The following is an 18,064-nucleotide window of genomic DNA, read 5'->3' as shown; positions in this document are numbered from 1 at the left end:
ATATACATAACAATAAAAAATATTAGATGGAGTTTGCCCCATGAATGCACGTGAACCCTTAGTTCCTATATTGCTCGAAAAAGTCTATCAACTGATCAAAGACAAAGTGGATCCTAGCCATCAACAGGTTGTGACCAAACTGGCGCAACATTTGTTCAGTCATATTTCTCATGACGATCTTGCCTCTCGAAACGAATCTGATTTATACGGCGCTGTGGTGAGTTTGTGGCAACATTTAAAAGAGAAGGGCTTAGACGAACTATCGGTAAAAGTGTTTAATCCTTCCCTCAGTCGCAATGGCTGGCAATCAACGCACACCATTGTCGAAATCATCGTCCCTGACATGGCTTTCCTTGTCGACTCACTGAAAATGACACTGTCACGTATGGGGTTATCTAGCCATATCATGTTGCATGGACCTGCGAAGTTGCACCTGCAAAACGGCAAAGTGTTTGATATTAATAACAAAGAGTTAGAAGGTAAGCTGCAATCGGTTTTCCACATCGAGGTAGACCGATTATCAAGTCAATCTCAAATGGATGAATTGCAGGCCGAAATAGCCAGCGTGATGAAGGATACCCATTCGGTAGTCAGCGATTGGCAACCGATGAGTGAAGTGCTTAAAAAAGTGGTCACTCAAGTGAAGGGGCTTGAAAAAATCAAGGGCATTGATAAAAAGCACGTTGCAGAATCGTTGGAGTTTTTAAACTGGCTTGGCGATCATAACTTCACCTTGATGGGTTATAAAGAGTATCGCTTAATCGGTGATAATGATGAGCTAACATTACAACCCACTGAAGAACCAGGCTTAGGTTTGTTCTCTGATACCCGTCGTGTGCGGGCGACCAAGCTGACCAATTTTTCAGAGTCGGCACGCGAAGAAGCGACCAAGCCTTATATCCTTATACTCACCAAAGGCAATCGTCCATCTCGTATTCATCGACCGGCTTACAATGATTACGTTGGTATTAAAACCTTTGATAAAAAAGGTAATGTGATTGGTGAACATCGATTCACCGGTCTTTATACCTCAGCGGTGTATAACCAAAGCGTGGAACGTATTCCTCTTGTGCGAAACAAAGTGGCACGTATTTTACAAGGCAGCGGCTTCTTACCCGGTTCGTATTCGTTTAAAGCGTTGCATAATATTTTAGAAACTTATCCTCGTGATGAATTATTGCAAGCCAGTGAAGATGAACTGCTGCATATCGGGATGGGCGTGGTGCAAATGCAAGACCGCGATATGATTCGCTTGTTTGTGCGCAAAGACCCGTTTGGACGTTTTTTGAGTGCCATGGTGTATGTGACAAAAGAGCGTTACAACACAGAACTTCGTCGGCAAACTCAGCGCATTTTCAAACGCGCTTTTCATACCGACCAAGAGGTTGAATTCACCACCTATTTTTCTGAAAGCCCATTAGCCCGAACCCATTATATTGTGCGAGTCGATGATCAAGATCTTGATTATGATGTGAAAAGCATAGAGCAAGATCTAATGGAAGCATCTTCTACTTGGGGAGATCGTCTTAAACAAGCGATCGTATCAAGTCTAGGTGAAAGCCAGGGACTGCCATTAGCAAAAGGGTACATGGAAGCATTTCCTCGTTCGTATCAAGAAGCGGTCTTACCAAATGCGGCCGTGGCAGATATTGAACGTCTACAACAATTGAGTGAATCAAATCCTTTAGGGATGCTGTTCTATCGTCCTCAAGAAGAGTTGATGGATTCAAAAGTGGTTCACTTAAAGCTCTACCATAAAGACTCACCAATACATCTCTCCGATGTTATGCCTATGCTGGAAAACTTTGATTTGCGCATTATTGGCGAGTCGCCTTATCAAGTGGAAACCAAAAGCGGGCAAACGTATTGGATTTTAGATTTTTCTATGTTGCACAAAGGCAACACCGTTGTTGATTTCAATAAGGTGCGCGATCGTTTTCAGCAAGCCTTTGCCGGAGTGTGGCAAGGTCAGTTAGAAAACGATGGTTTCAACCGATTGATTCTGGGGGCTGGATTAACGGGCGTTGAAACAACGATTTTACGTGCCTATGCAAAATATATGCGTCAAGTGGGTTTTCCGTTTAGCCAACAATACATAGGCGATACGTTAGCCGCGCATCCGAAACTGGCTAACTTTCTGGTGAGCTTGTTTGAAAAACGTTTCTTGCCAAGCAATCAAGGTGATGAAGCTTCACAACTGAAAGTGGTGGAGAAAATCAATGCGCAACTTGAAAAAGTTGAAAGCCTTGATGACGATAGAATTGTGCGTCGTTATGTTGAGATGATTCGCGCTACGCTGCGCACCAACTACTACCAGTTAACCGAGCAAGGGGAATGCAAACCTTGCTTAGCATTAAAGTTGAGACCGAAAAATATTCCTGAAATACCTAAGCCGGTGCCTGAGTTTGAAATGTTTGTTTATGCGCCCGATGTGGAAGGCGTGCATCTTCGCGGCGGTAAAGTGGCTCGAGGCGGATTACGTTGGTCAGACAGGCAAGAGGATTTTCGCACCGAAGTGCTTGGCTTGGTTAAAGCACAGCAAGTGAAAAATACGGTGATTTTGCCTGTGGGCGCAAAAGGCGGCTTTGTGTGTAAGAAGCAGCACTTGATGACAGGTCGAGATGAGATTTTTGCCGAAGGTCAGCGTTGTTATCGCAAGTTTATTAGTTCGCTATTAGATGTCGCCGATAATATTGTTGAGGGCGAATTGGTTCCGCCGGCAAATGTTGTGCGCCACGATGAAGACGACTCTTATTTAGTGGTGGCCGCCGATAAAGGTACGGCAACCTTCTCTGATATTGCGAACAGCGTTTCCCAACAATACAACTTCTGGCTTGGTGATGCGTTCGCCTCTGGCGGATCAAATGGTTACGATCATAAAGTGATGGGCATTACCGCCAAAGGTGGTTGGGAGTCAGTAAAACGTCATTTCCGAGAACTAGGCATTAATTGTCAAACCACCAATTTTACCGTTGTAGGTGTGGGGGATATGGCTGGAGATGTATTTGGCAATGGCATGTTGCTGTCTAAACATATTTTACTGCAAGCGGCATTTAACCACTTACACATCTTTATCGATCCAAATCCAGATGCAGCAACGTCTTTCGCTGAGCGTGAGCGTTTGTTCAATACGCCACGTACAGGTTGGGATGATTACGATAAGGCGTTGATTTCTAAAGGCGGAGGCGTGTTCTCGCGCAAAGCTAAATCTGTGACCCTGTCACCTGAAATCAAAGCTATGCTAGACATAGAGGCTGATGTATTAGCGCCCAACGACTTGATCAAGCATCTTTTGAGGATGCAAGTTGACTTGTTATGGAACGGCGGCATCGGCACTTATGTCAAATCCAGTAAAGAAAGCCATGCCGATGTTGGGGATCGCGCCAACGACATTTTGCGCATTAATGGCAATCAGTTGCGGGCGAAAGTGGTCGGCGAAGGAGGCAACTTAGGCTTAACTCAGCTTGGACGTATTGAATTTGCCTTAAATGGCGGGTACGTCAATACCGACTTTATTGATAATGTGGGTGGCGTGGATAGCTCCGACAACGAAGTTAATATTAAGATCTTGCTTAATGGTTTAGTACAAAACAGTGACCTGACGTTAAAACAGCGCAATGAAATTCTCGATTCAATGGAGGCGGACGTGTCAGAGATTGTTCTGCATCATGCCTATTGTCAGTCAGAATCAATCTCTGTCACTGAAGAGCAAGGCATTGTGGGGATGAAAGAGCAGATGCGCTTTATCCATACCATGGAAAAAGCCGGGCATCTTGACCGTCAACTTGAATACATTCCCGACGATGAACAACTGCAAGAGCGTGAAAAGCAGGGTATTGGTTTATCAAGACCAGAGCTCTCAGTGCTGGTGGCGTATGGTAAAATGCTGTTAAAAGAACAGCTTGCCACTGACGCTATCGCCCAAGATGCGTATCACGCCAAACAGTTAGTGCAATACTTCCCTGATAGGTTACGCCGTAACTATAAATCTAGCATGGACTCACACCCACTGCGCACCGAGATCATTGCTACCGCATTAGCCAATGATATTGTCAATGAAATGGGATGCAACTTTGTGACTCGTCTGCAAGAAGAGACGGGCGCCAATGTAGTGGATATCGCCAACGCATTTGTGGCTTCTAAAGAGCTATTCAAATTCTCAGAAGTATTTAGCAGCATTCGCGAGCACGACAATCGCATAGACGCTAGCTTGCAATATCAACTGATGATTGTGATTCGCCGCACATTACGCCGTCTCACCCGTTGGATGCTAAGAAATCGTTCTCACAATAGCAGCGTCAAAGAATTGGTGGATCGTTTTAGATCCGATGTAGATGTTATCGTGGCTAAGTTAGATCAATTCTTAGTTCCCGATGAAGTCTTGCAACATCAAACGGTGGCCGATGAATGGATAGCGCAAGGCGTCGATAAAAAACTGGCCAATTATCTGGCGAGGTTGTCTAGCCTGTATTGTTGTTACGATATTTCTCTGGCCGCGAAAGAATGCGCAACGAGCATTGAGCGCACCGCTAAAATGTACTTCTACCTAGGGGATCGCTTATCTCTGCATTGGTTCTTAGATCAGATCAATAATAAGGTGGTGGATAACAATTGGCAGGCACTTGCGAGAGCGGCCTTTAGAGAAGATCTTGACTGGCAACAGCGTCAACTTACTGTGCAAGTGCTTAACTGTGGTTGTGGTGATAATCCGCCAGATGAAGAGGCCACTATTGATAATTGGATCAGCAATAACCAGTTAGCATTGCAGCGTTGGGAGAACACCTTAAACGAGTTCAAAGTGGGGAATGTGCATGAATTTGCTAAATTTTCTGTCGCATTAAGAGAGTTGATGCTTTTAAACTTGAATTGTGAAGCAACAAAGTAAATAATACAGCCCCGTTTACACGGGGCTTTTTTTATCGGAGGCACAATGCTCTACCGTCTTGCCAGAACTGGCTTATTTCAATTCAACGCCGAAAAGGCGCACGATCTTGCGATCAACTATTTACCTAAATTAACAGGTACACCGTTAGATCTGTTTTATCGTCAAAAATTACCAAATCGTCCAGTCGAATGTATGGGCCTAACGTTTAAAAACCCTGTTGGCTTAGCCGCGGGTCTTGATAAGAATGCGGAATGTATTGAAGCATTTGATGCAATGGGTTTTGGCTGCGTAGAAGTAGGGACGGTAACGCCACGTCCTCAACCTGGCAACGATAAACCTCGTATGTTCCGTTTGCTAGAAGCTGAAGGCATTATCAACCGTATGGGTTTCAATAACCTAGGTGTAGATGCTTTAGTGGAAAATGTGAAGAAGGCAAAATTTGATTGTATTCTTGGCATTAACATCGGCAAGAACAAAGACACGCCTATCGAAGAGGGTAACAGCGATTACCTAATTTGTATGGAAAAGGTCTATCAGTACGCTGATTACATTGCGGTAAATATTTCTTCACCGAATACTCCGGATCTGCGTACGCTACAATACGGCGATGCACTGGATTCACTGCTAGGTGATTTAAAAGCCAAGCAAAAAGAGTTGCATGAGTTACGTGGTAATTATGTACCGCTTGCGTTAAAAATTGCACCTGATCTGACTGACGATGAAATCGTGCAGATTTGTGATTCTTTGCGCAAACATGCTATCGATGGTGTTATTGCAACGAACACAACACTGGATCGTAGTATTGTTGAAGGCATGAAGCATGCAGAAGAAACCGGCGGTTTAAGCGGTCGTCCTCTGCAACTGCGCAGTACTGAAGTGGTTGCGAAACTTTATCAGGAACTGGGTGAAGATATTCCGATCATCGGTGTTGGTGGTATCGATTCTTTTGTGTCTGCAAAAGAAAAACTGCAAGCAGGCGCAAAATTGGTTCAAGTCTACTCAGGCTTTATTTTCCATGGACCAAACTTAGTGCGCGATATCGTGAAAAACCTGTAATCAAGTTGCAGTAAAACCAATTGTTTAGTGTAAAAAAAGGGGAGTCATTTCCCCTTTTTTTTTCGTTTTCTGTTAGTAGAATTATCAGAAAGTAACGTGGACCCCGTAAAACAGGGATGGTGTAGCGTCTTACTTAAACTGAGTTTAAAGACAGGACAGGGTTATGCTTAAGCTAAACGATACATGGAATTGGTACTACGATGAGGAGCAATCCTCGCTAATGCTTGAGATAAGTGAAGAGATGGTATTTCGCTCTAACTTACCTCGTAAAGTGCTTATTGAATCAGCTTTTAAACCACAAAAATTTTCTGTTGAAGATGCGGACATCTACCATGTCTTCCAAGACTCCGTAAAAGGCCTTCCACTTTCTATCCCTCGCCAAGCTGAGCTGGTACTCAAAGCCGTTGCCGTTAAACGCTTCCATAAGCCTGTACAGCCTAAAAGCTGGTTTTTTGATACTCAGTCCAATGGCTATCAACCCCAAGAGGGGGAGGTTGTAGAGCTGCAGAACGAATACAATACGGGTTACTTTATGGTTGTTGAAAGCTCAGATACTGCCAGTATTGTGGTCTCTGTGAATAGTGATGATTTCTATCTATCGGGCAGCAAGCACCTTTCATTCTGTCAACCCATCAAAGTGATGCACGACCGTATGCGCTCAGCAAATGCGCTGTTCTTCCAAGCACAGATACAGATGGTGTCTTAATCGTTAGCGTCATACAACTTAAATTTATATAGAAAGGCCGTTTTAGTTCTCACTAAAACGGCCTTTTTGTTACCTGTTACTTTTCTATTTCCTTCTTTTTTGAATCCATATCCTGCGCTGTAGTGGTGTGATTGACGACGCGTCTGAGTCACACATTCTTAATGTTTACCTGAATTAAACATCGTTAGTGTGACATCAGGTGTTGCAAGCGCACATTTTTTACATTCTTTTTTCCGTTTCACTGTCTTAATTTTGCGCAAAAGTAGGTAGATTTCCCTATATATTTCCCTGTTTCTTTTATTTTGTAAGTAACTTTCAGTCCTTTTAGGGCGCTGGTGTAGACCAATTTTAGCTTGAATAAGTATTCACTATCGCCAGTGAGCCTATAAATAGGTACTCATTTGGTTAAGGATGAAAAGGGAGTAATTCATGATGTAGAAAGTTAACCAACAGTTAGCTTTGCTGTAGAAATGAACAAATAGAGGGTTTTGATAGAGAAATTTCGGAATTTAAAACTATTACAGTTTATAATTAACGCCATTTTATTAGCAGCTTAGTGATTAACATGCATCAATACCTTGCCGTAACGGCCAATGGCTTAGAAAATCTATTGGTAGAAGAACTTAATAAATTGGGAATTGAAAACCCAAAACCCGTACAAGCGGGCGTGCGGTTTGAGGCAAATCTAGAACAGATCTATAGAGCGTGTTTGTCTTGCCGCACCGCATCGCGATTTGTACGAATTCTGTCTGAGTTTAAGTGTCAAGATGACATGGATTTATACTTATCATGTATGTCGATTCGTTGGCAGAACCACTTTGATGCAGGCAAATCTATTATTGTTGATTTCAACGGCACCAATGGCCAGATCCGCAATAGTCAATATGGTGCGATGAAGGTTAAGGATGCAATTGTGGATACCTTCACTAAAGCAAACCTACCTCGCCCTGAGATCAGTAAAGATCGTCCAGATCTTCGCATTCATGTTCGTTTACACAGAGACGACGCGATACTGGGCATTGATATGGTTGGTCAAGGTCTTAACCAACGTGGTTACCGCACCGAAGCGGGTCGCGCACCGTTGCGTGAAACTCTTGCTGCTTCTATTGTCATGCGTAGCGGTTGGGATACTCAGTCGCCGCTTATCGATCCTATGTGTGGTTCTGGCACCTTATTAATTGAAGCTGTAATGCTGGCCGCTAACGTTGCTCCAGGGCATGCGCGCACGAATTGGAGTCTGGAGAATCTTAAAGACTTCGATTACGGATTGTGGACTGAAGTGAAATCTGAGGCGAAAGTGGTCGGCCGCCGTGGTATTAACAAATTTGAAGTTCCCGTGATTGGTTACGATAACGACCCACGAGTGTTGGAAACGGCTAAGAAAAACGCAGTACGTGCCGGTATTGACGGCTTGATTGATTTTAGACTTGGTGATGCGACTCGTATTACTGCCCCTAAAGACGCAGGGACAGGCTCTATTATTTGTAACCCTCCTTACGGTGAGCGACTAAGCACAGAGCCTGGTTTGATTGCACTGTATTCCGAGTTTGGTGCCCAATTAAAAGCTGAGTTTGGCGGTTGGAATGCGTCTATTTTCTCAAGTTCTGACGAGCTATTAAGTTGCCTACGCATGCGTGCGGACAAACAATATAAAGTAAACAACGGTGCATTAAACTGTTTACAAAAGAACTACGGCATTTCAGATAAGCCAAGAGCAGCTGGAAACGGCAGTGACTCACAGCCTACACAAGCTGTTGTAGCGCCTGATTTTGCTAACCGTCTGAAGAAGAACATCGCTAAAATTGGTAAATGGGCGAAACGCGAGCAACTCGACTGCTACCGCATCTATGATGCGGACTTGCCTGATTACAATGTGGCTATCGATGTGTATCCCGGTCATCTAGTAATTCAAGAATACGCTGCGCCAAAGACTATAGATCCTGAGACTGCAAAACGTCGTCTTACTGACATCATTCGCGCTAGCATTCAAGTGACTGGCGTGGAAGCGAACAACGTGGTACTGAAGGTTCGTCAAAGACAAAAGGGCACCAATCAATATCAAAAATTAGCGCAAAAATCGCATCAGATGGAAGTGTCTGAATATGGCGTTAATCTTAAAGTAAACCTGTTTGATTATTTAGATACCGGTCTGTTTTTGGATCACAAATTGACCCGTCGTAAAATTGGTCAAATGGCGGCAGGTTGTGATTTCTTAAATCTATTTGCTTATACGGGCAGTGCTACTGTACATGCAGCGGTTGGCGGCGCTAAGTCGACCACCACTATTGATATGTCGAACACTTACCTTGATTGGGCTAAAGAAAACTTAGCCATCAACGGCATTAAGGGTAAGCAACACGAGTTTATCCAAGCGGATTGTTTACAATGGCTTGAAAAAGCAACGGGTCAATATGATTTGATCTTTATCGACCCACCGACGTTTTCTAATTCAAAACGTATGAAGCAAACCTTTGATATTCAACGCGACCATATTCAGCTTATGACTCACCTAAAACGCTTGTTGCGTCCACAGGGCACTATTGTGTTCTCCAACAATAAACGTCAGTTTAAAATGGATATGCAAGGGCTAGCGGAACTGGGTTTACAAGCACAGAATATTTCTGACAAAACATTACCTTTGGATTTTGCCCGCAATAAGCACATCCACAACTGCTGGTTAGTATCACTGGTGGGCGATACTGAGTGAAAGTAACTCTTTACAGTACCGAAGGGTGCCATCTTTGTGAGCAAGCGCATAGCTTGCTTAATCAAGTTGGCATTGAACCTCAGACTATCGATATTGCGTTTGATGACGCACTGTTTGCGCGTTACGGTGTCACGATACCTGTGGTTCAATATAATAACCAAGAACTTAACTGGCCCTTCGATTTACAACAATTACAACAATGGTTAGACAATAATGGCATTACTTACCATTCATAATGGTCAATTGGCTTTCGGTGATATCCCTCTGTTGGATAACGCTGATTTTCAGCTACAAGAGAACGAACGCGTTTGTCTCGTGGGACGCAACGGCGCCGGTAAATCCACCTTAATGAAGGTGATTGCAGGCAACGTGCAAATGGACGATGGCAATATGCAGATAACCCAAGATGTGGTTATCTCTCGCTTAGAACAAGATCCACCGCGTAATCAAGAAGGCACCGTCTATGAATACGTGTCTGAAGGTTTAGCTGAAATCGGTAAACAGCTTAAGATCTACCAAGATCTGTTGGATCTGGTGGCGGAAGACCCAAGCGAAAAAAACATTAACCGTTTATCTAAGGTTCAAGAAACCCTTGATCATAGCGGTGCATGGCGTTTTAAAAGCCGCATTACCAATGTCTTGGAAGCCTTAGCGCTAGATCCTCACACTTTATTGACGGATTTATCGGGTGGGTGGCAACGTAAAGCGGCGTTAGCGCGCGCTTTGGTGTGCGATCCTGATGTATTGCTGCTTGATGAGCCAACCAACCACCTTGATGTGACCACCATTGAATGGCTAGAAACCTTTTTGAAAGATTTCCGCGGTTCAATCATCTTTATTTCGCACGATAGAAGCTTTATTCAATCAATGGCGACTCGTATTGTTGATCTTGATAGAGGGAAACTTTCGTCATTCCCAGGTAACTATCAGCAATACTTAATTGATAAAGAAGAAGCGATTCGCGTTGAAGAAGCGCAAAACGCCGAATTTGATAAAAAGCTTGCTCAAGAAGAGACTTGGATACGTCAAGGCATCAAAGCACGCCGTACTCGTAACGAAGGCCGCGTTAGAGCACTGAAACAATTACGTCGTGAGCGTAAAGATCGCATTGAAGTGCAGGGCAAGGCTAACATACAGATCGATGATGGTACGCGCAGCGGCAAAATTGTCTTTGAAGCTGAGAACATTAGTTATGCCATTGATGGTAAAACGATTATTAACGACTTTAGTTTCTCAGTGATGCGTGGCGATAAGGTTGCACTCATTGGACCTAACGGTTGTGGTAAGAGTACTTTGCTTAAACTGATGCTTGGCGACATTAAACCGGATTCAGGACGTTTGCATTGTGGTACTAAGCTGGAAATTGCTTATTTTGACCAATACCGTGAAGCGCTTGACCCAGAAAAAACCGTAATTGATAACTTAGCTGACGGCAAACAAGAGGTTACTGTGGGCGGGCGTGAGCGTCATGCGCTCAGCTACTTACAAGATTTCCTATTCTCACCAAGACGTGCGCGTTCTCCGGTAAAAGCCTTGTCTGGTGGTGAGAAAAACCGTCTGTTATTGGCGCGAATTTTCCTTAAATCGAACAATTTATTGGTTTTAGATGAACCAACCAACGATTTAGATATCGAAACATTGGAACTTTTAGAAGATTTACTTGCCAACTATCAGGGTACTTTACTTTTAGTGAGTCACGACCGTGAGTTTGTCGACAATACAGTCATGGCAAGTTGGATTTTTGAAGGTAATGGTCGTATCGAGGAGTTCGTTGGCGGTTACCATGATGCGCAGCAGCAGCGCGCTCAAGTGAAAGCCTCTCGTCAGGAATTTGTGGCAAGCAAAAGTGACGTAGTGGTTACAGATAAAGCAACTAAGAAATCAAGTAGTAAACCAAGTCGCAATAACAGCAAAAAGTTGTCGTATAAGTTGCTACGTGAGTTAGAATCGCTACCACAACTTCTAGAACAACTTGAAGAACACATTGAAAGCCTACAGGAACGAGTCAATGACTCCACTTTTTTCTCTCTTCCTGTAGAGGAAACACAGCCTGTGCTTGAGGAGTTAGCTTCCAAGGAGCAGGAACTAGAAATAGCATTTGAGCGCTGGGAAGAGCTTGAAGCAATGCAGCAGGAATAACAGATTTTGAACCGTAGTCGTATCTTTAAACTTACAGCCGTAGCCAGTTTGGTTATGGCTTCGTATGGCGCTAATGCCAACCTTTATAATGTTGTGCAGGTGACTGTTCCAGCTAATCTTGGCGCTGAATCTTATGCCAGCGCAATAGACGAGAACGGCAATGTGGCTGGCGATACCCGAGACGGTACTGACGGCATTCCTTACCGTGACGAAGCGCCTTTTGGGGTGGATAACACTTTCACTTATCAGAACTGGACCGATCTAGAAAGTTATTGTTACCGCGAGTTAGGCTACAACAGTTGTGAGAACTGGGCCGAACGTGAATGGCATGGCATCAATAATAAAGGTGGTTTAGAGCGCGAGCGTGATGCGTTTTATCAAAGTAACTATCAAGCCAATGCGAAAGGCTTTTCAACCGTTTATACTAGCAATACCGATGCTGCAGCGAACGCTACCACGTCAGGAACCTCTACTCAGTTATTCACCACCGAGCCTTCATCTACCTACCAACCTGGTGGTGGTACGTGGGTGGCTAACTCTAATAATGTTGTGGTCAACAAATTCAGTGTTGATGGCGATGTTATGGGCACGACCAGCAGTGGTTATTACGACTTCGGCAATTACGGTTTAGCATTTAGAGAACGCGGTTTTGTGGGCGATAGCATATTACTTCCAGCGGTAACCAATAACGGCAAGCCTGTTAGTGACATTGTCACTAAAATGGGCCGTACTATGGCATTTGATTCATTTACTTATGATAGTAAGACCTATGTAGTCGGCAGTGCGTCAGTTACGCCATTTGATTATAACGATGGTGGTAAAGACTTTGATGGTCGTGATGTAGGCCGCTGCATGCCTGGTGGTACAGCGATCGATGATCCTGGTGCGGAGAGTTATTGTCAGAACTTTGCGTTCTCTACCAAAGGGTTTGTTTGGGATGTATCTACGCCAGACAAAGGTGTTGCGGTCAGTAGTTGGGTTAATATGACTGCGGCTGAAGAGGATTCAGGAATTCGCGATGCTAAGTCTTATATGTCTAGTGTTCGCGGCGCCGTAGTACCAGATAACACTCTAATTGCAAATGAAGACGGCACCGATCCTGAAGAAACTAAATATAACGGCAAGCCTGTTTTAGTGGGTTACAACACGGATCGTGATGATAACAACCTAATGATGCAAGCTGCGATTTTTGTTCCTGATGAAGACAGTGGTGACTTTGATATCACGCAATCTGAAGCGTGGAAAACCGTATTTATTAACGGCGCTAAAGTGAAAAGCGGCAGTGATTTCATCTATTCCAATACCAAAGCGACCGATATCAATAACAACTTGCTTGTGATTGGTGAATCAAAACGCAGCGGTTATATTCCGGAAAACGGTGCTGCAGCCAACCGAATGTTTATCGCTGATGCCAGTCAAGACACGCCTACGGCGACATACTTTGCCGATACCGGAGAGTCAATTTTCTTTAGAGGCTCTGGTGGTGAAGCGCAAGCGGTAAATAACTACAATGAAATCGTAGGTACTATCGATGCAGAAACAGCGCGTGAATACGGCGGTAAACAGCGTAGACACCGTGGGTTTATTAACCCTTATGATTTTAATGGCACCCATGACGCTCGTCGTAAATTGTTTGAAAACCGCGCTTGGTGGTTAGATGATTTAACCAACGACGAAGTTGTGGATGGCACCAATAACCATTACCGCATCATAGCGGCATCAGATATTAACGACAAAGGTGAGATTTCAGCCACCGCTTTATATTGCGCCGGTGGTTACGACAATACCGGACATAATGCTTATTGTGGTGAAGGGAAAGGTGTTGAAACCATTGTTGCAGTTAAATTAGAGCCTACCGTTGATCTTAATGATGATACCGCAACTGCAACTATTACTCCGCGTAGCGTAGCTGAAGAGCAGATCTCTCGCCAAGGTGGTAGTTTAGGACCTTGGATGATTGGATTATTGGGATTATTAAGCTTGCGTCGTCGCGTTAAGCAGTAGCGTTACGTCAGATTTTAAGATAAATATCGAAGGACAATATCACAAATTTGATATTGTCCTTTTTTTGACCTTGAGAAAAGCTCGTTTTTGAACGAATCTTATATAGGGTGCATTGCATACACACATTGTGTATGACAATAAATCGTTTCGTAATTCAACAGCCGTTTGTTGTTCAAAGAAACCATCCACCCATTTGTTTATCGAAAGGTTAGAGGATTTAACTATGAAGAGACAAAAACGCGACCGTCTTGAGAGAGCACAGTCCCAAGGTTACAAAGCGGGGCTTAATGGTCGCTCAAGTGATACTTGCCCATATCAACAGACAGACGCTAAATCACAATGGTTGGGAGGTTGGAGAGACGCGAAAGGTGACCTAGAGTCCGGTCTTTATAAATAACCTGAAGAGCAGACCCCGTTTGGGGTTTGTTTTTACAACTCTAATGCACTATAACTAAATTTCTATAAACAAAAAATATCCAACTTCAACTACTTACGGTAACCATACGATTCAATAGGGCTAAAAACAAAAAAGCCACGATATAAATCGTGGCTTCAAAACGTTCTCTTTTTTAAAGAGATTAAAACTTAGAAGTGTCTTTGAATAGACCCACTTTAAGGTCTTTTGCAACGTAGATTTCTTTGCCATCTACCAGAACACGACCGTCAGCCATGCCCATAACCAGTTTACGGTTAACAACACGCTTCATGTGAATTTCGTACGTTACTTTTTTCGCTGTTGGCAACACTTGACCAGTGAATTTAACTTCACCAACACCCAGTGCGCGTCCTTTACCTTCACCACCAATCCAGCCAAGGAAGAAACCAACCAATTGCCACATAGCGTCAAGCCCAAGACAACCAGGCATTACTGGGTCACCAGGGAAGTGGCAATCGAAAAACCATAGGTCTGGAGTAATATCTAATTCTGCAGTAATAAGACCTTTGCCAAACTCACCTTCGGTTTGTGACATTTTAGTCACACGGTCCATCATCAGCATATTAGGCGCAGGTAATTGTGGACCTTGAGGGCCAAATAGTTCACCACGGCTTGATGCTAATAGGTCGTCACGATCATATGAGTTTGCGATATCGCAAGGTTTTTGTTGCATTGTATTGAGTCTCCAGATTTTTTGAACCTGCATCTTATGTGATGCAGTATGGTACTTACAACTCCGATCAGTCTCTAAACAGCGTTCTTTTTAAGCGTTCAAGCAAACTTTCGCCTAAATCATGCTGATTGAGCCTGTCGATGCGTTCTGCAATTTTGTTGAGAATCGTATCTTCGCAGTCGCCGCTAAATTGTTGTCCGGTGATAATAGGCAGAGCTTGATGTACGTCCTCTACGCTCCAAATATGGAACTTGCCTTGTTTTATCGCCTCAACTACGTCTTTATGTAAGGATAGATGACGTAGATTCGATTTGGGTAAGATAACACCTTGCTCGCCCGTTAACCCTTGGTGAGCGCACACATAGAAGAAACCTTCAATTTTTTCATTAAGTCCGCCGACAGCTTGCACACGGCCAAACTGATCAACTGCGCCGGTCACAGCGATATTTTGCTTAATTTCATAACCTGATAACGCACTGACAAATGCACACAGCTCTGCCAAGGAAGCACTATCTCCATCAACTTCGCTATACGATTGTTCAAATACAATTGACGCTGAATATGGCAGTGGTTCATCTAAATCCAGTGCGCTACTGAGAAATGCCTGCATAATCATCATGCCTTTGGCATGTAGATTGCCGCCGAGTTCAGCTTTGCGCTCAACGTCTGATACGTCGCCGTCACCAAAGTGAATAACACAGGAAATTCGAGCAGGTTCACCGTAAGAAACCGGGTGTCCCGGCATATCAACCACGGTCAGGCCATTAACTTGACCTACTTGTTTACCTTCGGTTTGAATCAATACCTGTCCATCGAGAATATCGTCTAGCGCTCGATTAGGCAGATACGATTCACGGTAGTAACGCGCATCTAATGCAGCATCTATATGCTTTGATTCAATGCAATCAGAAGAGGATTCAATAGAGGCTTCAATTAGTAATGATTGAATCCATGATGATGACAGTGGAACAAAATGCTGCTCTTCACAAACTCGAGCACCTGCAGTCAGGAAATGATAAATAGCGCCAGCCGACATGTCAGGCAGTCCGCCACTGTGCGCTACACTGGCCACATAACCTAAATAAGCGGCAACGGTTGTCGCATCAATACGTACATCCATTTCCACTTCAGTATACATAGTGTGTGAAGATGAGAACGCAGGGTCTAAATAATCAAGATCAGCTAGTTGACTGCGATCGCCAACCACCACAACTCTTACTGAGCTAGTAAAACGTTGATCTGGTGCATAACCCATTTTGCTAGTGTTGATCCGTGACACAGCTTCGCCCGCTAGCAATGAACGAATAGCAAGTAGAGTAGTGGGTTGTACCAACAGAGCGTTTGCTGAGATAAGTAGGTAACCATTGTGTTGCTGCTCAAGCAAACCTATGGTCGATTGCACCTCACCAGAGCTTGTTACAATGTAACTACCAAGTAATTCTTCTGCTGCAAGAGTTTCACTGTGTAATACAGGTAATTCTGTCAATGAAGACAGTACCGATGTGATTTCCTTACGTGATAAAACAGTATCTGAACTGTTGATAGCCAGCAATGGGGCTTTTTGTCCGAGAACAACAAATCGTTTTAACGTGGCCGCTAAGCGTGGCTGCAATGCAATAAAAGGCGTTTCAGTGTATTGAAACAATCTACGACTTGAGTCTATATCGTGTTGAGGTGTAGCGAGTCGCCAATCTATGGATTTCATAAATGCTTACTAAAATATACTATGGCGCTAGTATACCTAAGGTAATAAAAGATAACCCGAAAAATAGTGCTTTCGCGCTTTATTGAAGGTCAATTTTACGACACGTTGCATCATTTTGTGCTTTATCACAAATATCAGAAGTCATCGCATTGTCAAAATCGTCGTCTAGGGTTACGCTGTCACCGTATGCCTTTAAATGAATGGACTTAACTTTAGACTCATGAAATATCAACAGCTAGAAAACCTAGAATGTGGTTGGAAATGGAACTACTTGGTCAAAAAATGGAAAGAAGGAGAAACAATCACTCGCCATATTGACAGTAGTGCTGATGCTGCCGCAGTTGAACTACTGCGCGCAATTGAACACGAACCGGTTCAAGTTTTAGAGTGGATTGATAAACATATGTCCATCGAGCTTGATAATAAGCTCAAACAAGCCATTCGAGCTAAGCGAAAGCGTCATTTTAACGCTGAGCAAGTTCATACACGCAAGAAATCCATCGATTTAGACTACCGCGTTTGGGAAAAACTCTCTTATAGAGCTAACGAATTAGGCTGCACCTTATCAGATGCCATCGAATACTTGCTCAGCGAAGCCCAACGCAGCGAAAAAGCCAACGAGAAAGTGAATCTCCTTAAAGAAGATCTCAATAAACTCTTAGCCGACTAATCATTATCTATTAAGTAGGAGATAAGCATGTTGTACGTCATTTTAGTTGCGGCCGCATTAATTTTTGCGATCATTCTTTACGACAAACCTAAAATGAAATTGGTCTTTAAAGACGGTGAAGTCACTTCACATTCCGGAGAAGTAGATAAAACGTTTCTGCATAGATGCAAAGACATAGCCAAACAGCATCCATTTAATGGCACAGTTAAAATCTACAAAACAAGAAAACAGTTTCGAGTGAAGTTTTCAAAAAGCGTACCGAACAAGACGCGCCACATTTTACGTAACGCATTGCCAAACTCAAAAGCTCAAACCAAAAAACGCTAGTTGAATATAAAAGAACAAAATACGAGAAGCGAATGTGCAGTATAGAGTTAAGGAAAAAATAAACACGTACTGCACAACATAGCTCAAATAGGTTCATTTCAAAGGTAGAGATAAGTCAGTAGAGATAAGTCAAAGGCAGATATAAGCTAGATAACTGATTTATAACCAATATATTCACTTTGTGTCAATCCAATTTAAAAATGTCCCTCTATTTTTCTAATTAGAAATGTCACTTTTTAAAGATTGACTATTCTTTGGTATTGGAGGATTTGAATAACTCAGGATTGGTTAGAACTGGATTAATAGCCCTGAGTTGTTCTTTTAAAGCTCGTTGTTGGGCTTTTCGTCTTGGTGATTTTTTACTTCTACTGCGTTTTTGTTGTTCATCAAAGTCATCTTGTTTTTGCTTAGCAAACTTCAGTACATTGCCTAAACGTTTGTTATCGACTATTTGAGCTTGATTTACATTTTCTAACTTATCGAAGATTTTGAAGTTAAGCTTTTTGTAGCCATAACAAATGGCAATATGTCCATCTGGATAGTCGAGTACTTTCACTGTTTCATGAACCAATCGAGCGTTTTCTTCAGTGTTTTCAATTAGGTAAACAACCTTGTCATACTGGAATGTCAGTGCATTTGAGAGCTTTCTTGTTTCTTGCCAACTAAAGATATCATCAAGTTCTTCAGAAGATTCGCGAACCTTACGGTGCATGTCTTTTGGGTAGTTTGCAGGCTTACTAAAACGGCGGTTAAAGA

12 protein-coding genes and 1 pseudogene are annotated in these 18,064 nt (G+C 43.2%); 10 read left to right on the top strand and 3 right to left on the bottom strand.

Annotated features, from left to right (window positions below):
- The first annotated feature begins 40 nt into the window (after positions 1-40).
- The 8 genes from VHA01S_RS12190 (at position 41) to rmf (ending at position 13,894) form a co-directional block, all read left to right on the top strand.
- Entirely contained in the window at positions 41-4,885 is a 4,845-nt protein-coding gene (locus VHA01S_RS12190; RefSeq protein WP_023404677.1) for an NAD-glutamate dehydrogenase, read from the top strand.
- 45 nt (positions 4,886-4,930) lie between these two features.
- Positions 4,931-5,941: a quinone-dependent dihydroorotate dehydrogenase gene (gene pyrD, locus VHA01S_RS12185; protein WP_021715082.1), complete on the top strand. Its 1,011-nt coding sequence runs from the start codon at positions 4,931-4,933 to the stop codon at positions 5,939-5,941.
- A gap of 163 nt (positions 5,942-6,104) precedes the next feature.
- Positions 6,105-6,647, top strand: a complete 543-nt coding sequence (locus VHA01S_RS12180; protein WP_023404676.1) for a cell division protein ZapC — start codon at positions 6,105-6,107, stop codon at positions 6,645-6,647.
- A gap of 565 nt (positions 6,648-7,212) precedes the next feature.
- Entirely contained in the window at positions 7,213-9,354 is a 2,142-nt protein-coding gene (rlmKL, locus tag VHA01S_RS12175; RefSeq protein ID WP_023404675.1) for a bifunctional 23S rRNA (guanine(2069)-N(7))-methyltransferase RlmK/23S rRNA (guanine(2445)-N(2))-methyltransferase RlmL, read from the top strand.
- Complete coding sequence (locus VHA01S_RS12170; protein ID WP_023404674.1) at positions 9,351-9,590, top strand: glutaredoxin family protein; 240 nt, start codon at positions 9,351-9,353, stop codon at positions 9,588-9,590. The genes rlmKL and VHA01S_RS12170 overlap by 4 nt, the downstream gene beginning before the upstream one ends.
- Positions 9,568-11,493 (top strand): ABC transporter ATP-binding protein, encoded by a 1,926-nt coding sequence (locus tag VHA01S_RS12165; protein WP_023404673.1) that lies wholly within the window; start codon positions 9,568-9,570, stop codon positions 11,491-11,493. The genes VHA01S_RS12170 and VHA01S_RS12165 overlap by 23 nt, the downstream gene beginning before the upstream one ends.
- A gap of 6 nt (positions 11,494-11,499) precedes the next feature.
- Complete coding sequence (locus VHA01S_RS12160; RefSeq protein ID WP_023404672.1) at positions 11,500-13,497, top strand: DUF3466 family protein; 1,998 nt, start codon at positions 11,500-11,502, stop codon at positions 13,495-13,497.
- A gap of 223 nt (positions 13,498-13,720) precedes the next feature.
- Entirely contained in the window at positions 13,721-13,894 is a 174-nt protein-coding gene (gene rmf / locus VHA01S_RS12155; protein ID WP_023404671.1) for a ribosome modulation factor, read from the top strand.
- Between the two features lie 181 nt (positions 13,895-14,075).
- On the opposite strand, the gene fabA is transcribed toward rmf, so the two are convergent.
- Both fabA and VHA01S_RS12145 read right to left on the bottom strand, forming a co-directional pair.
- Positions 14,076-14,606, bottom strand: a complete 531-nt coding sequence (gene fabA / locus VHA01S_RS12150; protein WP_021715089.1) for a bifunctional 3-hydroxydecanoyl-ACP dehydratase/trans-2-decenoyl-ACP isomerase — start codon at positions 14,604-14,606, stop codon at positions 14,076-14,078.
- A gap of 67 nt (positions 14,607-14,673) precedes the next feature.
- The gene (locus tag VHA01S_RS12145; protein WP_023404670.1) at positions 14,674-16,311 is read right to left on the bottom strand and encodes a S16 family serine protease; all 1,638 of its coding nucleotides are present in this window, start codon (positions 16,309-16,311) and stop codon (positions 14,674-14,676) included.
- A 220-nt stretch (positions 16,312-16,531) separates the two neighbouring features.
- Here VHA01S_RS12145 and matP point away from each other — a divergent pair, with 220 nt between their 5' ends.
- Positions 16,532-16,981, top strand: a complete 450-nt coding sequence (gene matP, locus VHA01S_RS12140) for a macrodomain Ter protein MatP (RefSeq protein WP_023404668.1) — start codon at positions 16,532-16,534, stop codon at positions 16,979-16,981.
- Positions 16,982-17,008: 27 nt separating this feature from the next.
- Positions 17,009-17,308 (top strand): DUF3634 family protein, encoded by a 300-nt coding sequence (locus VHA01S_RS12135; protein ID WP_023404667.1) that lies wholly within the window; start codon positions 17,009-17,011, stop codon positions 17,306-17,308.
- A gap of 247 nt (positions 17,309-17,555) precedes the next feature.
- Here the strand turns inward: VHA01S_RS12135 and VHA01S_RS18490 are convergent.
- Positions 17,556-18,064, bottom strand: a pseudogene (locus tag VHA01S_RS18490) (ISNCY family transposase); the annotation flags it as partial.

Source organism: Vibrio halioticoli NBRC 102217 (assembly GCF_000496695.1).
Classification (GTDB): domain Bacteria; phylum Pseudomonadota; class Gammaproteobacteria; order Enterobacterales; family Vibrionaceae; genus Vibrio; species Vibrio halioticoli.
The sequence above is the reverse complement of the archived record's forward strand: the minus strand, read 5'-3'. Positions and strand labels throughout refer to the sequence as shown.

Bases quoted from the DNA above. Each gene is read 5' to 3' on its own strand.
- VHA01S_RS12190 (WP_023404677.1), top strand. From the start codon at position 41: ATGAATGCACGTGAACCCTTAGTTCCTATATTGCTCGAAAAAGTCTAT.
- pyrD (WP_021715082.1), top strand. From the start codon at position 4,931: ATGCTCTACCGTCTTGCCAGAACTGGCTTATTTCAATTCAACGCCGAA.
- VHA01S_RS12180 (WP_023404676.1), top strand. From the start codon at position 6,105: ATGCTTAAGCTAAACGATACATGGAATTGGTACTACGATGAGGAGCAA.
- rlmKL (WP_023404675.1), top strand. From the start codon at position 7,213: ATGCATCAATACCTTGCCGTAACGGCCAATGGCTTAGAAAATCTATTG.
- VHA01S_RS12165 (WP_023404673.1), top strand. From the start codon at position 9,568: ATGGCATTACTTACCATTCATAATGGTCAATTGGCTTTCGGTGATATC.
- rmf (WP_023404671.1), top strand. From the start codon at position 13,721: ATGAAGAGACAAAAACGCGACCGTCTTGAGAGAGCACAGTCCCAAGGT.
- fabA (WP_021715089.1), bottom strand. From the start codon at position 14,606: ATGCAACAAAAACCTTGCGATATCGCAAACTCATATGATCGTGACGAC.
- VHA01S_RS12145 (WP_023404670.1), bottom strand. From the start codon at position 16,311: ATGAAATCCATAGATTGGCGACTCGCTACACCTCAACACGATATAGAC.
- matP (WP_023404668.1), top strand. From the start codon at position 16,532: ATGAAATATCAACAGCTAGAAAACCTAGAATGTGGTTGGAAATGGAAC.
- VHA01S_RS12135 (WP_023404667.1), top strand. From the start codon at position 17,009: ATGTTGTACGTCATTTTAGTTGCGGCCGCATTAATTTTTGCGATCATT.